We start from the raw sequence: 17,981 nt of genomic DNA on the forward strand, positions 1-17,981 counted from the left end.
TTTTGGCGATAGCCACGATCATGAGTGCGTCAGACGTATGATTAATATATGCATGGGCGCACTTGATTTCACTTTTTATTAATTGTAAAAAATAAAGGATACAATCAATGAATTTACATGAGTATCAAGCAAAAGAGCTATTAAAAAGCTACGGTTTGCCGATTCAAGAAGGCATCATCGCCTATAGTGGCGACGAAGCTGCTGCTGCTTTTGATAAAACGCCAACTGACATTGCGGTTATCAAAGCGCAAGTACATGCTGGTGGTCGCGGTAAAGCGGGTGGTGTAAAGCTGGTTAAAACTCGTGAAGAAGCTAAGCAAGTAACTGAAGAGCTTATCGGTACCAATTTGGTTACTTTCCAAACTGACGCTGATGGTCAACCAGTTAACTTCGTATTGGTTGCAGAAGATATGTACCCAGTACAAACTGAGCTATATCTTGGTGCAGTCGTTGATCGTGCGACTCGTCGTGTGACCTTCATGGCATCAACCGAAGGTGGTGTTGATATCGAAGAAGTAGCAAACGAGACGCCAGAAAAAATCTTTAAAGTACATGTTGATCCTTTAGTTGGTCTAATGCCTTTCCAAGCGCGCGATGTTGCGTTCAAACTGGGTCTAGAAGGCAAGCAAATCAACCAGTTCGTTAAATTGATGACTGGTGCTTATAAAGCATTTGTTGAAAACGACTTTGCTCTAATGGAAATCAACCCATTAGCCGTTCGTGAAAATGGCGAAATCGTTTGTGTTGATGGCAAAATTGGTATCGATTCAAACGCACTATATCGTCTGCCTAAAATTGCAGCACTACAAGACAAAACTCAAGAAAACGAGCGTGAGCTTAAAGCTGCTGAGTTTGACCTAAACTATGTTGCTCTAGAAGGTAATATCGGTTGTATGGTTAACGGTGCTGGTCTTGCAATGGCAACGATGGACATCATCAAATTGTATGGCGGCAAGCCTGCTAACTTCTTGGACGTTGGCGGCGGCGCAACTAAAGATCGCGTTGTTGAAGCATTCAAGATCATTCTTGAAGACAGCAGCGTTGAAGGTGTTCTAATCAACATCTTCGGTGGTATCGTACGTTGTGACATGATTGCAGAAGCCATTATCGCTGCTGTTAAAGAAGTCGATGTACAAGTACCTGTGGTTGTACGTCTAGAAGGTAATAATGCTGAAAAAGGCTTACAAATTCTAGAAGAGTCTGGTCTTAAGCTTACGACAGCCCAAGGCTTAGCAGATGCGGCTCAGAAAATTGTCGATGCTGTTAAAGCTTAATTTATTTGAGGCATAGTCCTTTAAATATAAGCGTTTAAGCATAGTAGTCAACGTGTAATAGCAGCTTGTTGGTATACATTTATCATTAATATTTAATGGTTAACACATCATCAGGTAGCTATTACAAGACAACCGAATACAAGGAATAAATAATGAGTGTATTAATCGATAAAGATACCAAAGTATTGGTACAAGGTTTCACTGGTAAAAATGGTACGTTCCACTCTGAGCAAGCGATCGAATACGGTACTAAAGTAGTCGGCGGCGTAACGCCAGGTAAAGGCGGTCAAACGCATCTAGGCCTACCAGTATTTAATACAATGGCAGAAGCTATGGAAGCGACTCAAGCGGACGCTTCTGTTATCTATGTACCTGCACCATTTGTACTAGATTCTATCGTTGAAGCAATCGATGCTGGCGTTAAGTTGATCGTTGTGATCACTGAAGGCGTACCAACTATCGATATGCTAAAAGCAAAACGCTATCTTGAAGAAGCGGGCGATGTGCGTTTAGTCGGTCCTAACTGCCCAGGCGTTATCACGCCAGGTCAGTGCAAAATCGGCATCATGCCAGGTCATATCCATTTGCCAGGTAAAGTGGGTATCATCTCACGCTCTGGTACATTGACTTATGAAGCCGTTGCTCAGACCACTAAGCTTGGTTTTGGTCAGTCAACTTGTATCGGTATCGGTGGTGATCCTATCCCTGGTATGAACCAAATTGATGCGTTGAAACTGTTCCAAGAAGATCCACAAACTGAAGCTATCATCTTAATCGGTGAGATCGGTGGTACTGCTGAAGAAGAAGCGGCTGCTTATATCAAAGACCATGTGACTAAACCAGTTGTTGGTTATATCGCTGGCGTCACTGCTCCAGAAGGCAAGCGTATGGGTCATGCTGGCGCTATCATCTCTGGTGGTCAAGGTACTGCTGAAGAGAAATTCAAAGCGTTTGAAGATGCTGGTATCGCGTATACACGTGACCCATCTAAGCTTGGCGAGAAGCTAAAAGAAGTTACTGGTTGGTAATTCAGAATTAATTCTGTAATGTAACTACTAAAACCATGTTGAAATCTTAAGAAGGCACCCCTACAATGGGGTGTTTTTATTTGCCTAGAAAATAATTTTATGAAAAACAAGATATTAGTCACTGGCGGCGTTGGATATATTGGCTCTCACACCTGTATTGCATTGCACGAAGCAGGCTATGATATAGTCGTATACGATAATTTATCTAATAGTAGTCGTGAAGCGATTAATCGTGTCTCTACTCTTATTGGGCAATCTATTAAGTTTATCGAAGGCGATGTCCGCGATGCTGAGTCACTTAAACGAGTTTTTTCATCTCATCAGTTCTTCGGTGTGATTCACTTCGCTGGACTAAAAGCGGTTGGAGAGTCAGTTGCCAAGCCATTGTTATATTACAATAATAACGTCAGTGGTACTATTACCTTGCTAGAGGTCATGGCAGAATATGATGTCAAAAACCTCATTTTTTCATCATCCGCCACTGTTTATGGTGACCCTGAAACCCTGCCTATCAATGAGAAATCGAAGCGTTCTTGTACCAATCCTTATGGACAAAGCAAGCTTACCGTTGAGCACATTTTAGAGGATTTAGCGGTATCAGATGATAGTTGGAACCTGATTCCCCTTAGATATTTTAATCCAGTAGGTGCACATCCATCAGGGAAAATTGGTGAAGACCCAAATGATATTCCGAATAATTTGATGCCTTATATTTCTCAAGTGGCTGTAGGCAAACTTGAAAAACTCAGTATTTTTGGGCATGACTATCCCACAATAGATGGGACAGGTGTACGTGACTTTATCCATGTCACTGACTTGGCGAAAGGTCATGTGGCAGCGCTAAATTATTTAGAGAAACAAACTAGCTCAAACGAAAGTGGTACGACAAAACAGAACTCAGTAGGCTTTTTACCAATTAACCTAGGAACCGGTAAGGGCACCTCTGTTTTAGAATTGGTGTCTGCATTTTCTGATGTATCCAAACAGGATATTCCTTATCAGTTTGCGGAGCGCCGTGCGGGTGATATCGCTAGTTGCTATGCTAGTGCCGACAAAGCGAAAAATTTATTAGGGTGGCAAGCCAAATTATCAATTACTGATATGTGCCAAGACACGTGGCGTTGGCAGAGTATAAATCCAAATGGTTATGACATAGAAAAATAATCTATATCGAAAATATATTGAAATAAACAAGAGATTTTTATGATAAAAGTACTAAGTATATTTGGCACACGTCCTGAAGCCATTAAAATGGCACCAGTGGTTAAAGCTCTTGAAGCTAACATTCATATTAAATCATTAGTTTGCGTGACAGCACAGCATCGTGAAATGCTTGATCAAGTATTGTCGTTATTTGAAATCACACCAGATTATGACTTAGATATTATGAAGTCTGGGCAAAGTTTGACTCAAGCCAGTTCAAGAATGCTCCTTGCTCTTGAACCTATTCTTGAAGAGTGTCAGCCAGATTTAGTATTGGTTCACGGTGATACCTCAACTACCTTATGTGGAGCGCAGGCTGCTTTTTATCAACAGATTCCTATTGGTCATGTAGAGTCTGGATTACGTACCTACAATATTTACTCTCCATGGCCAGAAGAAGCTAATAGACAACTAACCAGCATCATTACTAAACTACATTTTGCACCCACCAAAACGGCTGCTCAGCATCTATATGATGAACATAATAATCCTGACTTCATTTATGTCACTGGGAATACAGTCGTTGACGCACTATTAGATGTTAAAAATAAACTAGAAACTAATGAAACGCTGAGATTTGAATTACAGCAACAGTTCTCAGAATTAGACTTTACCAAGCGTCGTGTATTGATTACTGGGCATCGCCGCGAAAATTTTGGGGGTGGTTTTGAGTCGATCTGCCAAGCAATTCAAGAGCTTGCTCAAAAATACCCAGATTATGAGTTTGTTTATCCTGTACATTTGAACCCCAATGTGAAAGAACCAGTTGAACGTTTATTACGTGGTCTTGATAACGTTAAACTGATTCAACCACAGGACTACCTACCATTCGTTTATTTGATGAGCACTAGTCATATCATCTTAACCGACTCTGGTGGTATTCAGGAAGAAGCGCCATCGCTCGGTATTCCAGTTCTAGTGATGCGTGAAACGACTGAGCGTCAAGAGGCAGTTGAAGCAGGAACTGTTAAACTAGTTGGTACTCACCACGCTACTATTGTGGCTGAAGTTAGCAATCTTATTGAAAATGAAGCTTTATACCTAAAAATGAGTGAGGCACATAACCCATACGGTGATGGCCAAGCTTCACAACGTATAGTGGAAACTATCGTTAACTTTTTTGAGCACAAAGAAGCTTAAAAAATTGAATCAACTATGAATAGAGTAAGTGAGATAAAAATGGAAAATATTTGTGTGTTCGGTTTGGGCTATATTGGTTTACCAACAGCGGCAATGTTTGCTCATCATGGGGCAAACGTCATCGGTGTAGACGTTAATCAGCATGCTGTTGATACTATTAATCAAGGCAAAATCCACATTGTTGAGCCAGGTTTAGAAGCTATCGTGAAGCAAGCAGTAGATAATGGTAAGCTTAAGGCTAGTCTCACTCCCGTACATTCAGATGCTTATCTCATTGCAGTTCCTACACCTTTTAAAGGCAATGATCATGAGCCTGATTTATCCTATATTCATGCTGTTAGTAAAGCATTAGCCCCTCTGTTAGAAAAAGGTGACGTGGTAATTCTAGAGTCAACATCACCAGTGGGTGCCACTGAGAAAATGGTCGAATGGCTCGCTGAAGAGCGCTCTGATCTTACTTTCCCTAAGTATCATGAGCCTGAAAATGAAGCCGATATCTTTGTTGCTTATTGCCCCGAGCGTGTACTGCCAGGCAAGGTAGTAGAAGAGTTGATCTCAAACGATCGCATTATCGGTGGTATGACCAAAGAATCGACAAAAAAAGCGCAAGAAGTATATCGTATCTTTGTAGAGGGAGAGCTATTAGAGACTAATTCTCGCACTGCTGAAATGGCAAAACTTACTGAAAACGCCTCTCGTGATGTGAGTATTGCTTTTGCTAACGAGCTCTCTATCATATCTGATAAATTAGATATTAACGTATGGGAACTGATTGAGCTGGCCAATCACCATCCACGCGTCAATATTCTACAACCTGGTGCTGGGGTTGGTGGGCATTGTATCGCTGTTGATCCTTGGTTCATTGTCAATCAAAATCCTGAAGAAGCAAGAATCATTCGAGCGGCTCGTGAAATTAACGATAGTAAGCCGAAATGGGTTATAGAAAAGATTGATACTGAAATCAATAGATTGAAATCCGAAGGATTTAGAAAGCCAAGAGTCGTATTATTAGGATTGGCATTTAAACCTGATATTGATGATTTACGTGAGAGTCCAGCTATTGAAGTCGCACAACAGATAGCCATACGTGATGATATAGAATTGATGCTAGTTGAGCCGAATATAACTAAACTTCCTCCTGATCTTCAAAAATGTAAGTTGATTTCAGTAGAGGACTTAGATAGTACAGTTAACTGTACTTTTATGTTAGTTAAGCATAAAGAGTTTAATGGTCGAAATTATATTAACTTACATAGTTTTGTGTGAGGAATTTATGAAAATTATTAATGATGAAAATTTACTGAAAAGATATATATATAACTTGGAAAAAGAGAATGAATCTCTTAAGAAATCGTATAGTTTCAGACTGGGCAAGTCAATAATTGATCTAAAAAATACAGTAAAAAACAAACAAGTTCATGACTTAATTCCTAGCACAAAAAAAGTTTTTAATGCCACAAAAAAGGCAGGAAGATCGCCTCTACATGCCAAAATAAACCTAGAAGAGATCTTAGAAAAAAAATCTAAAATCTTAAAATCTACTAGATATGTAGAAAAAAAACTAGAAAAATCTGATGGTGCTATTGAATATTATCTTATTCCTAGAGTCAAGTATTCTAAAGTTATAGGTATTTTTTCTCAGAAATCATTTCAAGATTTACACATATTATTAACGCCTGACAATTATCAAGAAGTTATTTTGAGTTCTAATATCGATATGATTGTATTTGATCTAAAGGAGATTATAGAAAACCCATCATGGTTTGCTTTAGGTACTTACGAAGCTATAAACATCCTTAGAATCTTAGTAAATGCTATTAATAATAATAATAAAATATCTACAGTTCTGATTGAAAGCGCTGATATTTCAAGCTTACCACTTTTTTTAGAGCTAAAAAAAATAGACTTCTTTGATTTCATAGAGCCTATGAGTTAGTTTTTTAAAATACAATAATTCATTACAAGTTAACTTGATTTATATTTTAGAGGAAGAAATTAAGTTCTTGTATAAAAGAGATAGAAAATAGGTGATGGCATGATCAATAAAATAGCAGTATTCGGAGATATATCTGCGAACGGAGTAGATGGTTCATCTATATGGATGCAATCAATATGTAATCTATTACAATCTAAAGGTCACCTGATTTATCTAGTTCTTAGAGATAAACCTATAGACGATAGTATTACTTCAGGCTTAAATAAAAACGTGGTAGTAGTTAATCCCTGGAAACAGGATATGGTTACTATTAGTAGTGAGCAATCCATTTCACCTTACGAGTTATTTTCATTACTTAATAGTCTTGATAGTAATGAAAATTTTAGTCATATAATTTTAAGAGCACCAAGATACTTAAAAGCGTTTCATGAAAAAATTCATGATCAAGAGTATCGCAACATACTCTCAAAAGTAGATGCTTATTTTGCAAAAATTAGCATTTTTGAAGATGACTACGAATTATCTATTATAAATAAAACTAAATCTAATATTAATAGACTAATAGTTCAGACAGAGCAAATGAGAAGTTATGTAGAGCAACGCTTTCCTGAACTGATAAGACGTGTAATTGTATTGAACCCTATGATTCCAAGGGTGTTTTCTCAAAATGATCTGTTAATTAGAAAAAAAATAAAGAATAAGTCTACTATTTATGCTGGTAAGATAGATAAGAACTATCTAGTTGAAGAGTATGTTGATTTTTCGAAAAAATTCCAGAATATGGGTTATACAGTAAAGTTAGTCGGTTCTAAATTTAATACACCGAAGAACGATAAATCTTTTAAGACAAGATTTGAAAAAAAGGTTGAGGAAAACTCTATCGAATGGAGTAGGGTGTTAAGTAGAGAGGAAACTATGAATATGGTTTCTCAATCTACATTTTTAGTCTCGATAAGAGATAATATTTTTGATACTGATAACGAACTTTCTACTAAGTTACTAGAAAGTATTGCTTCTGGTACCTTGCCTATCATTAATAAAAGTAATATTAATATATCAGTAGTAGGTAATGATTATCCTCTATTTGCTAATAATTATGATGATATTAGCAAAGTTATTGATGGCTTCGTATTAAGTTTCGAAAACTATAAAAAAACTCTAGAAAATTTACAAAAAAATATTGAAAGGTTTACTTTTGATAATATATATACTAAACATCTAAGTTCGTTTTTTCCTAAAAGTTTAGATAATGTAGGTTTTTTAGATAACAAAAATGTCGAACCTAAGAATGTATTGATAGCATCTCATGACAATAAATTTTTGGTAAGTATTTTAGAAAAACTATGTCGCTTAGAAAAAATAAATGTAAAATTTGATAATTGGGACACTACATTAAGACATGATTTAAAGACCTCTAAAAGTTTGTTAGAATGGGCAGATATTATTATATGCGAATGGGCAGTAGGACCAGCCGTCTATTATAGCAATCATAAAAAACCAAATCAGAAGCTATTAGTCCGTCTTCATCGTTTCGAAATTACTACTGATCAGCCCGCTAAAATAGATTTTAGTAAAGTTGATAAAATGATTGTTGTGAGTGAATATATAAAAGACTTCTGCATCGAAAACTATAACTGGTCTAATAAAAAGATAGATGTGATACCTCAATTTGCAAATACTCATCATTTTGATCGCGATAAAATTAATGGATATAACTTTAACCTTGGTTTATTAGGGTTTATACCAAAGTTGAAGAGATTAGATAGGTCTTTGGATATTCTTGAAGAATTAAGAAAAAATGATAATAGGTATAGGCTTTATATAAAATCTAAAATGCCTTGGGATGTTCCTTTTATATGGAATAGGGAAGTTGAAAGAGAATACTATATAGAGCAGTTCAAAAGAATTGAGAACTCTGAACTACTTAAAGGTGCGGTTATTTTCGATGACTATGGCAACGATGTTTCAGCTTGGTTGAGAAAAATTGGATGGATACTATCTACCAGTGATATTGAAGGCTGTCATACTGCAGTCGCTGAAGCTATGAGTTCTGGGAGTCAGGGGGTTATTTTTGATTGGCCGGGCTCTGATCAAGTCTATAAGTTGAATGAAATATTTACTTCTACTGACAAGGCTGCACACCATATTTTATCAAATAGTTCTTTTGACGCTACTCTTATATCCAAGCAAAAAGAGTATTGTTTCGATAATTTTGATATATCTAAAACCTTAAGCTATTACGTTGATTTTGTTTTTAGTAAGACATTAGTTGAAAATAAATAAATTAATTTTAAATTTTTTGAAACTAACTTTTAGCTTCAAAGCAAATTTTATGGGATATCTATGTGTTTTAATCTTGATAGCTTATCTTATGATGGAAAAGAGCTTTCTGTAAGTGTTTTTAAAAATGATTCTACAGACTTTGCATTTTATGTATTATTGGCTGGAAAAAAAATAGATGCTAAGTGGTATTCTGGGGATCCTGTATCTAAGCTAGAAATATATCTTTTACCAAAAAAAATATATTCATTACGACTATTCTTTCGTCCATCCTCTGAAGAAACAAAAGAAGAAGAAAAAATAGTAAAAAGAATATTTTTTAAAGTCGATGAGTTTAATGTAACTTCTGTTATTCCAGAAATAAATATTTTCGAATCAGAAAATATTAAAATAACGAATTATAGCCAAGGGTCTAATATTACTTTTGTGACATTTAACTCTGCTCATACAGATAAAACATCTGCTCCATTTGGGGGTGACTTTATTTTATCTGAAGGCTGGAACTTGATCAGTATACATAAGCATAATAGAAATCAATATCAAGATCTTAGTCTTGAATTATTTGAGAGTTATGTCAAACCATTAATTACAGATAAAAAGGTATATGTGTATGGAACGAGTCTGGGAGGATACAGTAGTCTTTATTTTGGTGGAGTTATAAATGCGACTATAATAGCAGGCTCTCCTATGCTACCAGTGCATCCTATGATAAACCATTCACACTACAAAGATATTATATATAAGCACATACCAATTAAAGAAACTATAAAAACTTCAAAACCTGTTTTTGTTATTTATGACCCATTAGAAAATGGTGATGTAAATTTTATAAAAAAATATGTTGCATCTGCCTATCCTACAGCTTATTTCTTGCCTGTAAAAGGAGGTACTCACTTAGTAATGGAAACTTTAATAAAAAAAAGGCTATTGAAAGATGTTATTCGTGATTTAGTAAATCATGACAGCTTTAGTGCTATCAATAGAATTACAGTAGCTATTGACTCTTAAAAAGACCTATAGATAAATTATAAATAATTTGTATTTGTTTGCTACTAGAAATAGCTTCTATTTGGAGTTAAACATGTCTAAAAGATCTATTAGGCTTAAAGAGATTCAACCTAACTTAAAAAAATCTTATTCCCCTAGTGAGGAATATTTCAATCAACAACGGGTCTACAGAGAAATGAAATCTATCCAATAGAGACCGATTCTGAAGGAATGCAGTTTAGTATTTTAGCTAGACAAGAAAGTAAAGATATATATCTTTTAGGCGATTCCACAGTTGAATCAATATATATGAGACCTAGCATGAGACCTCATGTATCTTTGGATTATTTACTTCTTAAAAATGGATACAACTATTCTGTTTTTAATTTAGGATACTCTGGAGCTCACACGCTTAGTATTATAAATGTATTGATTAATAAGCTTGGAGATAAAAAGGATTCAACATTAATTATAACTTTGCCAAGTAATGACCTCAGTGCTTTAAGTTTCGAAGGAAATTACTTTAACGCACATTGGAGATATTCATCTATTATTCCTGCTTCAGATAAGAAGGTGATTCCAGTTTCTAATATAAGCTACGAACCATATATTAGAAACCTAAAGCTTATTCTTAATATATGTGATGCTTTAGAAGTAAAGTTATTTTTTACAACTATAGTCTATACGGGTATTGATAGCAGCTTAAAAAAACTTAATGATATTATAAGGAGTTTTTGTAAGTTAGAAAATGTATCGCTCATAGATTTTGAAGATTTTTTCGTTGATAAGCCAGAATTGTTTTATGATAAACTTCATTTTTTGAGTGAGGGATCTAAGGTCTATAGTCAAAGAATCTTTGAATCTATAAAGTATGGTTTAGAAAAGAGTAAATTAGATGTCATTAAAAATTATAATATTGTTAATGATGTTTTTCTTGGTGAAAATATACATTGGTCGACGTTCTTTTCTGTCAAAAACTATAGTTTTATGAAGGTTGTAATTGATACTGAATTTGGCTTAGATGCTGATGCAAAACAGGCTATATTGACTGTTGATTACAATGGTGTTGCTGTCAATTCTAAATTGGCAAGGTCTTTGAACACTGAAATAGGTTACTTTTCTTATATTAATGGCCAGAAAAATACTAGAATGGAAGTATTACTGCATATAGATATTCCATTGAACTGTTCAAAAATGAGATTGGGTCTAAGAAGTTGGTCAAGTAAAAATATACAAATACATAGATCATTTGTCACGCTAGTAAAGGTATAGCATGTTAAAAAAAATAGCTTTTTCTTCCAAGAGTCTCAAAATTGCACTAATTGGCGATGAATTGACATCTATTGCTGTAAATGTCAACGACATAAAAGCCTATCATTTAACTGATAAGAACTGGCTATGGTTATTTAAATTTTCTAAACCTGACTTCATCTTAGTTGAGTCAGTATGGCGAGGTCACAGAGATAAATGGCGCTACAAGGTTGCCAACTATCCTGATTACCCTGAACGTAACAACATTGAGCTACGTAAGCTGTTAGAGTTGGCAGATAAACATAATATTCCTGCTGTATTCTGGAATAAAGAAGATGGTGCTCATTTTAACCGTTTCATTGACTCTGCCAGCTTATTCAAGTACGTGCTAACCGTCGATTCAAACTGTGTTGAGCGCTACCAAGCTATTTTGGGTAATAGTGTGAAAGTCGGGGTGCTGCCTTTTGCTGTGCAGCCTAAGTTTCATCATCCTACCAGTTTACTGCCTCTTCATAATAGAAGCCTATTTGTCGGTAGTTATAGTCATCATATTCACAATGCGCGCCAGCAATGGCAGGATATGGCGTTTACTGCAGCCTCTCCTTATGGGCTTACCATCGTCGATCGTAACTCTGATCGTAAGTCTGATGTCTATCGCTATCCTGACCTATCGAATATGACCATCGAACCTGCTGTGTCCTACGATCAGACGGGTAAGCTTTTTAGGCAGTACTCGCATTGTCTGAATGTCAATACCGTGACTGACTCCCCTAGTATGTTCTCCCGCCGTCTGATTGAGATTATGGCTTGTGGGCGACTGGCAGTGACCAACCCTAGTTTATCGGTCAGTACCCGTTTTGAAGGGATGTGTGAAGTCATTGATAGCAAAGAGCAAGCCGATGAATTATTTGCACAATTATCTAAAGGTTATACTAAACAGCAAGTAGAAATGATGCGCTATGCTAGCGACCATGTATTGCAAAACTATACTTATGATCAATGGATAAAGCACATTGTAGAGTTTATTGAATTATAAGTAATGGAACCAAAATGACCGATTTTAACGTGCTATTTTTATCTAAATATTTCTTTTTTAATACAGTTTAAAAATTATGAAAAAAATAACTCACGCCGTTATCCCCGTTGCAGGCTTTGGCACTCGTATGTTGCCATTGTCCAAATCCGTGCCAAAAGAGTTATTGCCACTGGGTAATCGTCCGGCCATTCACTATGTGGTTGAAGAGGCAATTGCTGCCGGTATCAAGCATATTGTCTTGGTTGGTCATGCACAAAAAAGTGCGATTGAAAACTACTTTGATATCAATGCTGAGCTAGACAGTCAGCTTAGAGCGAAGGGTAAGGACGCGCTAGCCGATAGCTTAAACTGGTTACCAGAAGATGTGACAGTCTCTATGATACGCCAAGGCAAGGCATTAGGTTTGGGTCATGCGGTACTCGCGGCTCGCCCCATTATTGGTGAGCATGATTTTGCCGTATTATTGCCCGACGTTGTGCTTGATCCGTTTACGGGCGATATGACTAATGATAATTTAGCTTTTATGATTGATGCTTTTGCCAACGATGCACACTCACAGATATTGGTCGATAATGTTGCCGATGAAGATGTGCATAAATATGGTATTGCTAAGCTGAGCGACGCTATTGAGATTGATGAGCAATCAGATACTAATACTAGCTTTAAAGTCGCAGGATTTGTAGAAAAGCCCAACTTAGCCGATGCACCTTCTAAATTGGCAGTCGTTGGTCGTTATGTCTTTAGCAATCATATCTTTGATTATTTGGCAGATACGAAAGCTTCAGTCGGTGGTGAAATTCAGCTGACCGATGCGATTGATGCGCTGATTAGCGAATACGGGGTCAATGTGACGACCATGCGCGGCGATAGTTATGATGCAGGCGATATGCGCTCATATATGCAGGCGTTTATCTATTTTGCCCAGCAGCAATTAGCAGAAGATGAATAGCTGATGGATGAGATAAAGGGCGATAACGCTTACAACAGTGCTCGAAACTCTACATATTGGCAGCAATTACAAACGCTTGCTAAGCAGCTATGGTCACTGGCAGCCTTGTTTGCGCAAGATGATAATCGTGCTGAGCGCTTTAGTATGCAAGCTGGCGCGCTATATATGGACTATAGCAAGCAATGTATCGATGAGCAGGTGCTGGCAAGTTTATTACAGCTAGCAGATAGTTGTGAATTGTCCACACGGATTGATGCACTCATGCAAGGCGCGATGGTGAATACCAGTGAAGAGCGAGCAGCCTTGCATACGGCGCTACGTTTGCCCGAGACGGCAGAGCTGAAAATTGGTGACCAAAATGTCGTTGCTGACGTCCATCATAGTCTTTTACAAGTAGCGCGCTTATCTGAACGTGTCCGCAACGGTACATGGCGTGGATTTTCGGGTCAAGCCATCACTGATGTCGTTAATATTGGCGTCGGTGGCTCTGATCTTGGCCCACTGATGGCGACTACCGCGCTGGATGAGTGGGCAGATACCGAGATTGAGGTACATTTCGTCTCCAACATGGACGGTACTCAGCTTGATAACTTGCTCAAGCATCTTAATCCTGAGACAACTTTGTTTATTATTTCGTCCAAATCTTTTGGCACGGTTGATACGTTATCTAATGCTAAGACCGCTTTATCATGGCTACTTGCCACTGCCAAGCTGCGTGCAGGTACGGAAGACAGTGTGTTACGTCGCCACTTTATTGGCATATCGGCCAATAGTGAAAAAATGAGTGCGTGGGGTATTCATCCAGAACATCAGCTACAGCTTTGGGAATGGGTTGGCGGTCGATTCTCTTTATGGTCAGCGATTGGACTGGCCATTGCCATTCGTATTGGTATGTCTGGTTTTAAAGCATTATTAGCTGGTGCGCATAGTATGGACGAGCACTTTGCGCAAGCTGATTTTTCAGAGAACCTGCCAGTATTATTAGGGCTGCTTGCTGTTTGGAACAGTACCTTTTTACAGGTTAATGCCCATACAGTACTGCCGTATGATGGTCGTCTCAGCTATTTGCCAAGCTACTTAACCCAGCTTGAGATGGAGAGTAACGGTAAGTCGGTCACCCAACATGGCGATCATATTGACTATGATACTTGCCCGATTCTATGGGGTGAAATTGGCTCCAATGCTCAGCATGCCTTCTATCAGCTGCTACATCAAGGCACACAGCAGGTTTCTTGTGACTTTATTGCTTGTGTGCGTCGCTATAGTGGTCAGATGAAAAATGCGCCATTACAGCAGCAGCATGAGCTGTCCTTGGCCAATTGCTTGGCGCAAAGTCGGGTGCTGGCCTTTGGTAATGCTGCGCTCCAAGAGTCTGAGGTACAAGTAGCGCCTGCTGCGGAAAAATATAAATACTACCGTGGCAATCAGCCATCAACCACGCTACTTATCGACGAGCTAACGCCGCATAGTTTAGGTGCGCTGGTTGCGCTTTATGAACACAAGGTCTATGTGATGGCCAGTATCTGGGATATTAACCCGTTTGATCAATGGGGCGTTGAGATGGGCAAGCAGATGGCAGAATCTGTACATCAAGCCATGCAGCAAGAGGTAAGCGGTCAATTTGATACCTCTACTGATCAACTGTTAAAGCATATCAAGCGTTGGTCTTAACGTTACTCGCATACTGATATTAATATAACAATATTGAAAGGTCGTTCTATGTCAGATGAACTGAGTCATAAATGTAAAAAACCGTCCGTCTGCGTGCTCGTTGGTCATAGTATTGAGGCCATTACCAGTGCCGTGGTGCTGGCAAGCTTGGGTCAGACTGTTCATTTATATGCAGACGTAGCGATGCTAGAGCAGCAGCTGCAGCAATATAGCTTTGAGCATCACTTGCAAGCGCTGTGGCAAATGTATGAGCAGCAGCAAATCATTCTAAGTAAAGCGTTGCCAGATAGTTCTGATACATTAATAAAAGGCTATGAATCATTAAGTCATGACGAAGCAGATACTCAAAGCATTGTGGCACTTTATTGGTTGTTTTTAGACAGTATCAAGCCAGTATGGGCAGAAGACAGCTGGATTACCGCATTCAACCACAGTCATCAACAGGCGCTACCTGTGATTATGAGTGGCATTGAGAAACTAGGCATTGTCTCAGTACTCGCTCAGAATTTGCAGCGCGCGTGGGTATATTATGTGCCGTTTGTATTCTTGCAAGACGGTGATGCTTATAGCTCGATGCTGAACCCTGCATTGTGGTTACTCGGTGAAAAAACAGCCAACAGTAGCCAGCATCTAGAAGTATTGAAGCCGTTAATGCAGCATGCGCGTGCCGCTCATTACGCTGATATTGCGACGATAGAGTTTGCCCGTAGCAGTATCATGGCGATGCTGGCGACACGAGTGAGTTTTATGAATGAGATGTCACGCTTGGCTGACAGTCAGCAGGTTGATATCAAGCAAGTCAGTCGTATTATGGGGCTAGATGAGCGTGTCGGCAGCAGCTATCTGCAAGCAGGCTGGGGCTTTGGGGGCAATACATTGCCGACCGAGCTGGCTAAATTACAGCAGTCGAGCGTGAGTCATAGTTTAGATATGCCGCTGTTACAGTCAGTCATGCACATCAATGAAGACCAAAAAGAGCTGATATTCCGTAAATTTTGGCAATATTTTGATGGCTTTATTGATAATAAAACGGTGATGGTTTGGGGCGGTAGTTATAAATCAGGCTCTGGACGTACTGCAGGCTCAGCCATACACCCATTACTAGCATTGCTGTGGTCTTATAATATTCGTACTTTGGTGTATAGCGATAAAGCACAAGATGAACTTGCCGCGCTTTATCAGCAGCAACCATTACTGCAATTGATTAATACTCCTTATCAGCAGCTAAATGCCGCACAGGCTGTTTTTATCGTTAGTTGGTCACCACAAGATCAATTAGATATTGCCAAGCTTAATCAACAGGCGATGCCAGTATTTGATGCGCAAAATGTACTGACACGCTCGCAGATAGATAGTTTAGTGGGCGACTATTTAGGTATTGGTCGGTCTAAATAGTTCTATTCAATTTTGTTTATTGCTAAAAAAGCTCGCTGATAATAATCAGCGAGCTTTTTTTGATTTTAAGTAGGGCGTATTAAACGGTATGGATTTACGCTGGTACAGCACCTTGCGCCGCTAGCCACTGTTGAACTTCTTGAGTTTTAATAGCCAGTAGTTCTTTATCACCACGACTTTCAATGTTTAATCTGATAAGCGGTTCGGTATTGGAGGCACGCAGATTAAAGCGCCACTTGCCAAAGTTAAGGCTCAAGCCATCAAGCATTGATTTGGTCGGATTTTCGCTGCTAAACTTGTCCTCAATAGCGCTAATAATCATTGGCGCATCATTTGTTGTGAGACGAAAATTAAGCTCGCCCGAGCTAGGATAAGCTTGAATATAGCCGCTGACCAATTCTGATAGCGTCTTACCGGTGATAGATAATAGCTCAATCGTTAATAACCAAGGAATCATACCGCTGTCGCAATAGAAAAAGTCGCGAAAATAGTGATGGGCGGACATCTCGCCGCCATATACAGCACCCGAGTCACGCATGACTTGCTTAATAAATGAGTGTCCAGATTTACTGATGACAGCCTTACCGTTATGTTCCTTAATCACCGCTTCAGTATTGTAAATGACACGCGGATCGTAGACAATTGACTCATTTGGGTACTTATTCAAAAACGCTTGTGCAAGCATGCCGACGATATAACTACCATCGATAAATTCACCATGTTCATCGAACAGAAAGCAGCGGTCAAAGTCGCCATCAAAGGCAATACCAAGATCAGCTTTATTTTCCAAAACCGCGTGTTGGGTTGCCACTCTATTGGCTTCAATCATAGGATTGGGGATGCCATTAGGGAAGCTGCCATCCGGTGTATGGTGTAGTTTGATTATTTCAATTGGCGCGCCAGCTTGTGCAAGCTTTTCAATCAATAAATCAACCACGGGTCCCGCACTGCCATTGCCTGAGTTAATCACTAATTTAAGAGGTTTGAGCTTATCGGTATCAATAAAAGTCATGACATGATCGAGATAGGCGCTTTTATCAATTAATAACTGCAACGTTCCTGATCGGTTTTTAGTAGTAAATTGCCCAGATTCTGCCAATGCTTGAATCTCTGCCAGACCATCATCAGCATTAATCGGTTTTGAGTGTTCCTTAACCAATTTTAAGCCATTATAATTAATAGGGTTATGACTGGCAGTGACTTCGATACCACCCAACGCCTGATAATGACTGGTGGCAAAATACACTTCTTCTGTACCGCTCATGCCCAAGTCAATCACGTCGACACCAGCATCAATAATGCCTTTGATAGCTGCTTGTTTTAATTGCTCGCTTGAATGGCGAATGTCACTACCAATAACGATGGCAGGTTTTAGAGTTGCCATATCGTTGTCATGAGCCTCAACCGCCGCACTATAACGCTGAGATAAAATCTGTGCAAAGGCACGACCAATACGATAAGCGATGTCTTCATTTAGATTAACCTCCAGCTCGCCGCGAATATCGTAAGCCTTAAATGAATCAATAATAATAGGGTTGAATTCAGTCGCTGGCTGGTAGCTAGTGGTCGCAGACGTAGACATAATGATAAAATTCCTTATGCTAAAGCAGTGATAAAGTAATGAAATGGACAACACAATTATAAGCTAATAAGCGTTCAATGCTACACTAACGAGAAAATCGTTATGAACTTAACGTAATTCTATAGTCGATACTAAATAAAATGGGTACACGACATTATGATGCGTGATTGGCACAAATTTTTCTTGCTTGCTGTGCCTACGCAGACAGAGGCTACGAAAAATTTATACCAGTCACGCTGTCTCTTTTTT

The 17,981-nt window shown here is 38.5% G+C and carries 14 protein-coding genes; 13 read left to right on the forward strand and 1 reads right to left on the reverse strand.

Annotated features, from left to right (window positions below):
- The first annotated feature begins 107 nt into the window (after positions 1–107).
- The 13 genes from sucC (at position 108) to IOD06_RS09025 (ending at position 16,150) form a co-directional block, all read left to right on the forward strand.
- Complete coding sequence (gene sucC, locus IOD06_RS08965; protein WP_110922030.1) at positions 108–1,274, forward strand: ADP-forming succinate--CoA ligase subunit beta; 1,167 nt, start codon at positions 108–110, stop codon at positions 1,272–1,274.
- Positions 1,275–1,426: 152 nt separating this feature from the next.
- Complete coding sequence (gene sucD, locus IOD06_RS08970; RefSeq protein ID WP_010200812.1) at positions 1,427–2,302, forward strand: succinate--CoA ligase subunit alpha; 876 nt, start codon at positions 1,427–1,429, stop codon at positions 2,300–2,302.
- Between the two features lie 99 nt (positions 2,303–2,401).
- Positions 2,402–3,466 (forward strand): UDP-glucose 4-epimerase GalE, encoded by a 1,065-nt coding sequence (galE, locus tag IOD06_RS08975; RefSeq protein WP_194620617.1) that lies wholly within the window; start codon positions 2,402–2,404, stop codon positions 3,464–3,466.
- Positions 3,467–3,505: 39 nt separating this feature from the next.
- Positions 3,506–4,645: a non-hydrolyzing UDP-N-acetylglucosamine 2-epimerase gene (gene wecB, locus IOD06_RS08980; RefSeq protein WP_194620618.1), complete on the forward strand. Its 1,140-nt coding sequence runs from the start codon at positions 3,506–3,508 to the stop codon at positions 4,643–4,645.
- 39 nt (positions 4,646–4,684) lie between these two features.
- The gene (gene wecC, locus IOD06_RS08985; RefSeq protein ID WP_194620619.1) at positions 4,685–5,911 is read left to right on the forward strand and encodes a UDP-N-acetyl-D-mannosamine dehydrogenase; all 1,227 of its coding nucleotides are present in this window, start codon (positions 4,685–4,687) and stop codon (positions 5,909–5,911) included.
- Positions 5,912–5,918: 7 nt separating this feature from the next.
- Positions 5,919–6,581: a hypothetical protein gene (locus IOD06_RS08990; RefSeq protein WP_194620620.1), complete on the forward strand. Its 663-nt coding sequence runs from the start codon at positions 5,919–5,921 to the stop codon at positions 6,579–6,581.
- A gap of 99 nt (positions 6,582–6,680) precedes the next feature.
- Positions 6,681–8,864 (forward strand): glycosyltransferase, encoded by a 2,184-nt coding sequence (locus IOD06_RS08995; protein WP_194620621.1) that lies wholly within the window; start codon positions 6,681–6,683, stop codon positions 8,862–8,864.
- Positions 8,865–8,924: 60 nt separating this feature from the next.
- Positions 8,925–9,869, forward strand: coding sequence for a hypothetical protein (locus IOD06_RS09000; protein ID WP_194620622.1), 945 nt, complete (start codon positions 8,925–8,927; stop codon positions 9,867–9,869).
- Between the two features lie 210 nt (positions 9,870–10,079).
- Positions 10,080–11,120 carry an SGNH/GDSL hydrolase family protein gene (locus tag IOD06_RS09005; protein ID WP_194620623.1) on the forward strand — a complete coding sequence of 347 codons (1,041 nt, stop codon included), beginning with the start codon at positions 10,080–10,082 and terminating at the stop codon, positions 11,118–11,120.
- 1 nt (position 11,121) lies between these two features.
- Entirely contained in the window at positions 11,122–12,135 is a 1,014-nt protein-coding gene (locus tag IOD06_RS09010; protein WP_194620624.1) for a glycosyltransferase, read from the forward strand.
- Positions 12,136–12,211: 76 nt separating this feature from the next.
- A complete protein-coding gene (locus tag IOD06_RS09015; RefSeq protein WP_194620625.1) occupies positions 12,212–13,084 on the forward strand; it encodes a UTP--glucose-1-phosphate uridylyltransferase in 873 nt (290 codons plus the stop codon).
- Positions 13,085–13,087: 3 nt separating this feature from the next.
- Positions 13,088–14,755, forward strand: a complete 1,668-nt coding sequence (gene pgi / locus IOD06_RS09020) for a glucose-6-phosphate isomerase (protein WP_194620626.1) — start codon at positions 13,088–13,090, stop codon at positions 14,753–14,755.
- 48 nt (positions 14,756–14,803) lie between these two features.
- A complete protein-coding gene (locus IOD06_RS09025; RefSeq protein ID WP_194620627.1) occupies positions 14,804–16,150 on the forward strand; it encodes a UDP-glucose/GDP-mannose dehydrogenase family protein in 1,347 nt (448 codons plus the stop codon).
- 94 nt (positions 16,151–16,244) lie between these two features.
- On the opposite strand, the gene IOD06_RS09030 is transcribed toward IOD06_RS09025, so the two are convergent.
- Positions 16,245–17,732, reverse strand: a complete 1,488-nt coding sequence (locus tag IOD06_RS09030) for a phosphomannomutase CpsG (protein WP_227669971.1) — start codon at positions 17,730–17,732, stop codon at positions 16,245–16,247.
- Between the last annotated feature and the right edge of the window lie 249 nt (positions 17,733–17,981).

Source organism: Psychrobacter sp. N25K4-3-2, assembly GCF_015351755.1.
Classification (GTDB): domain Bacteria; phylum Pseudomonadota; class Gammaproteobacteria; order Pseudomonadales; family Moraxellaceae; genus Psychrobacter; species Psychrobacter glaciei.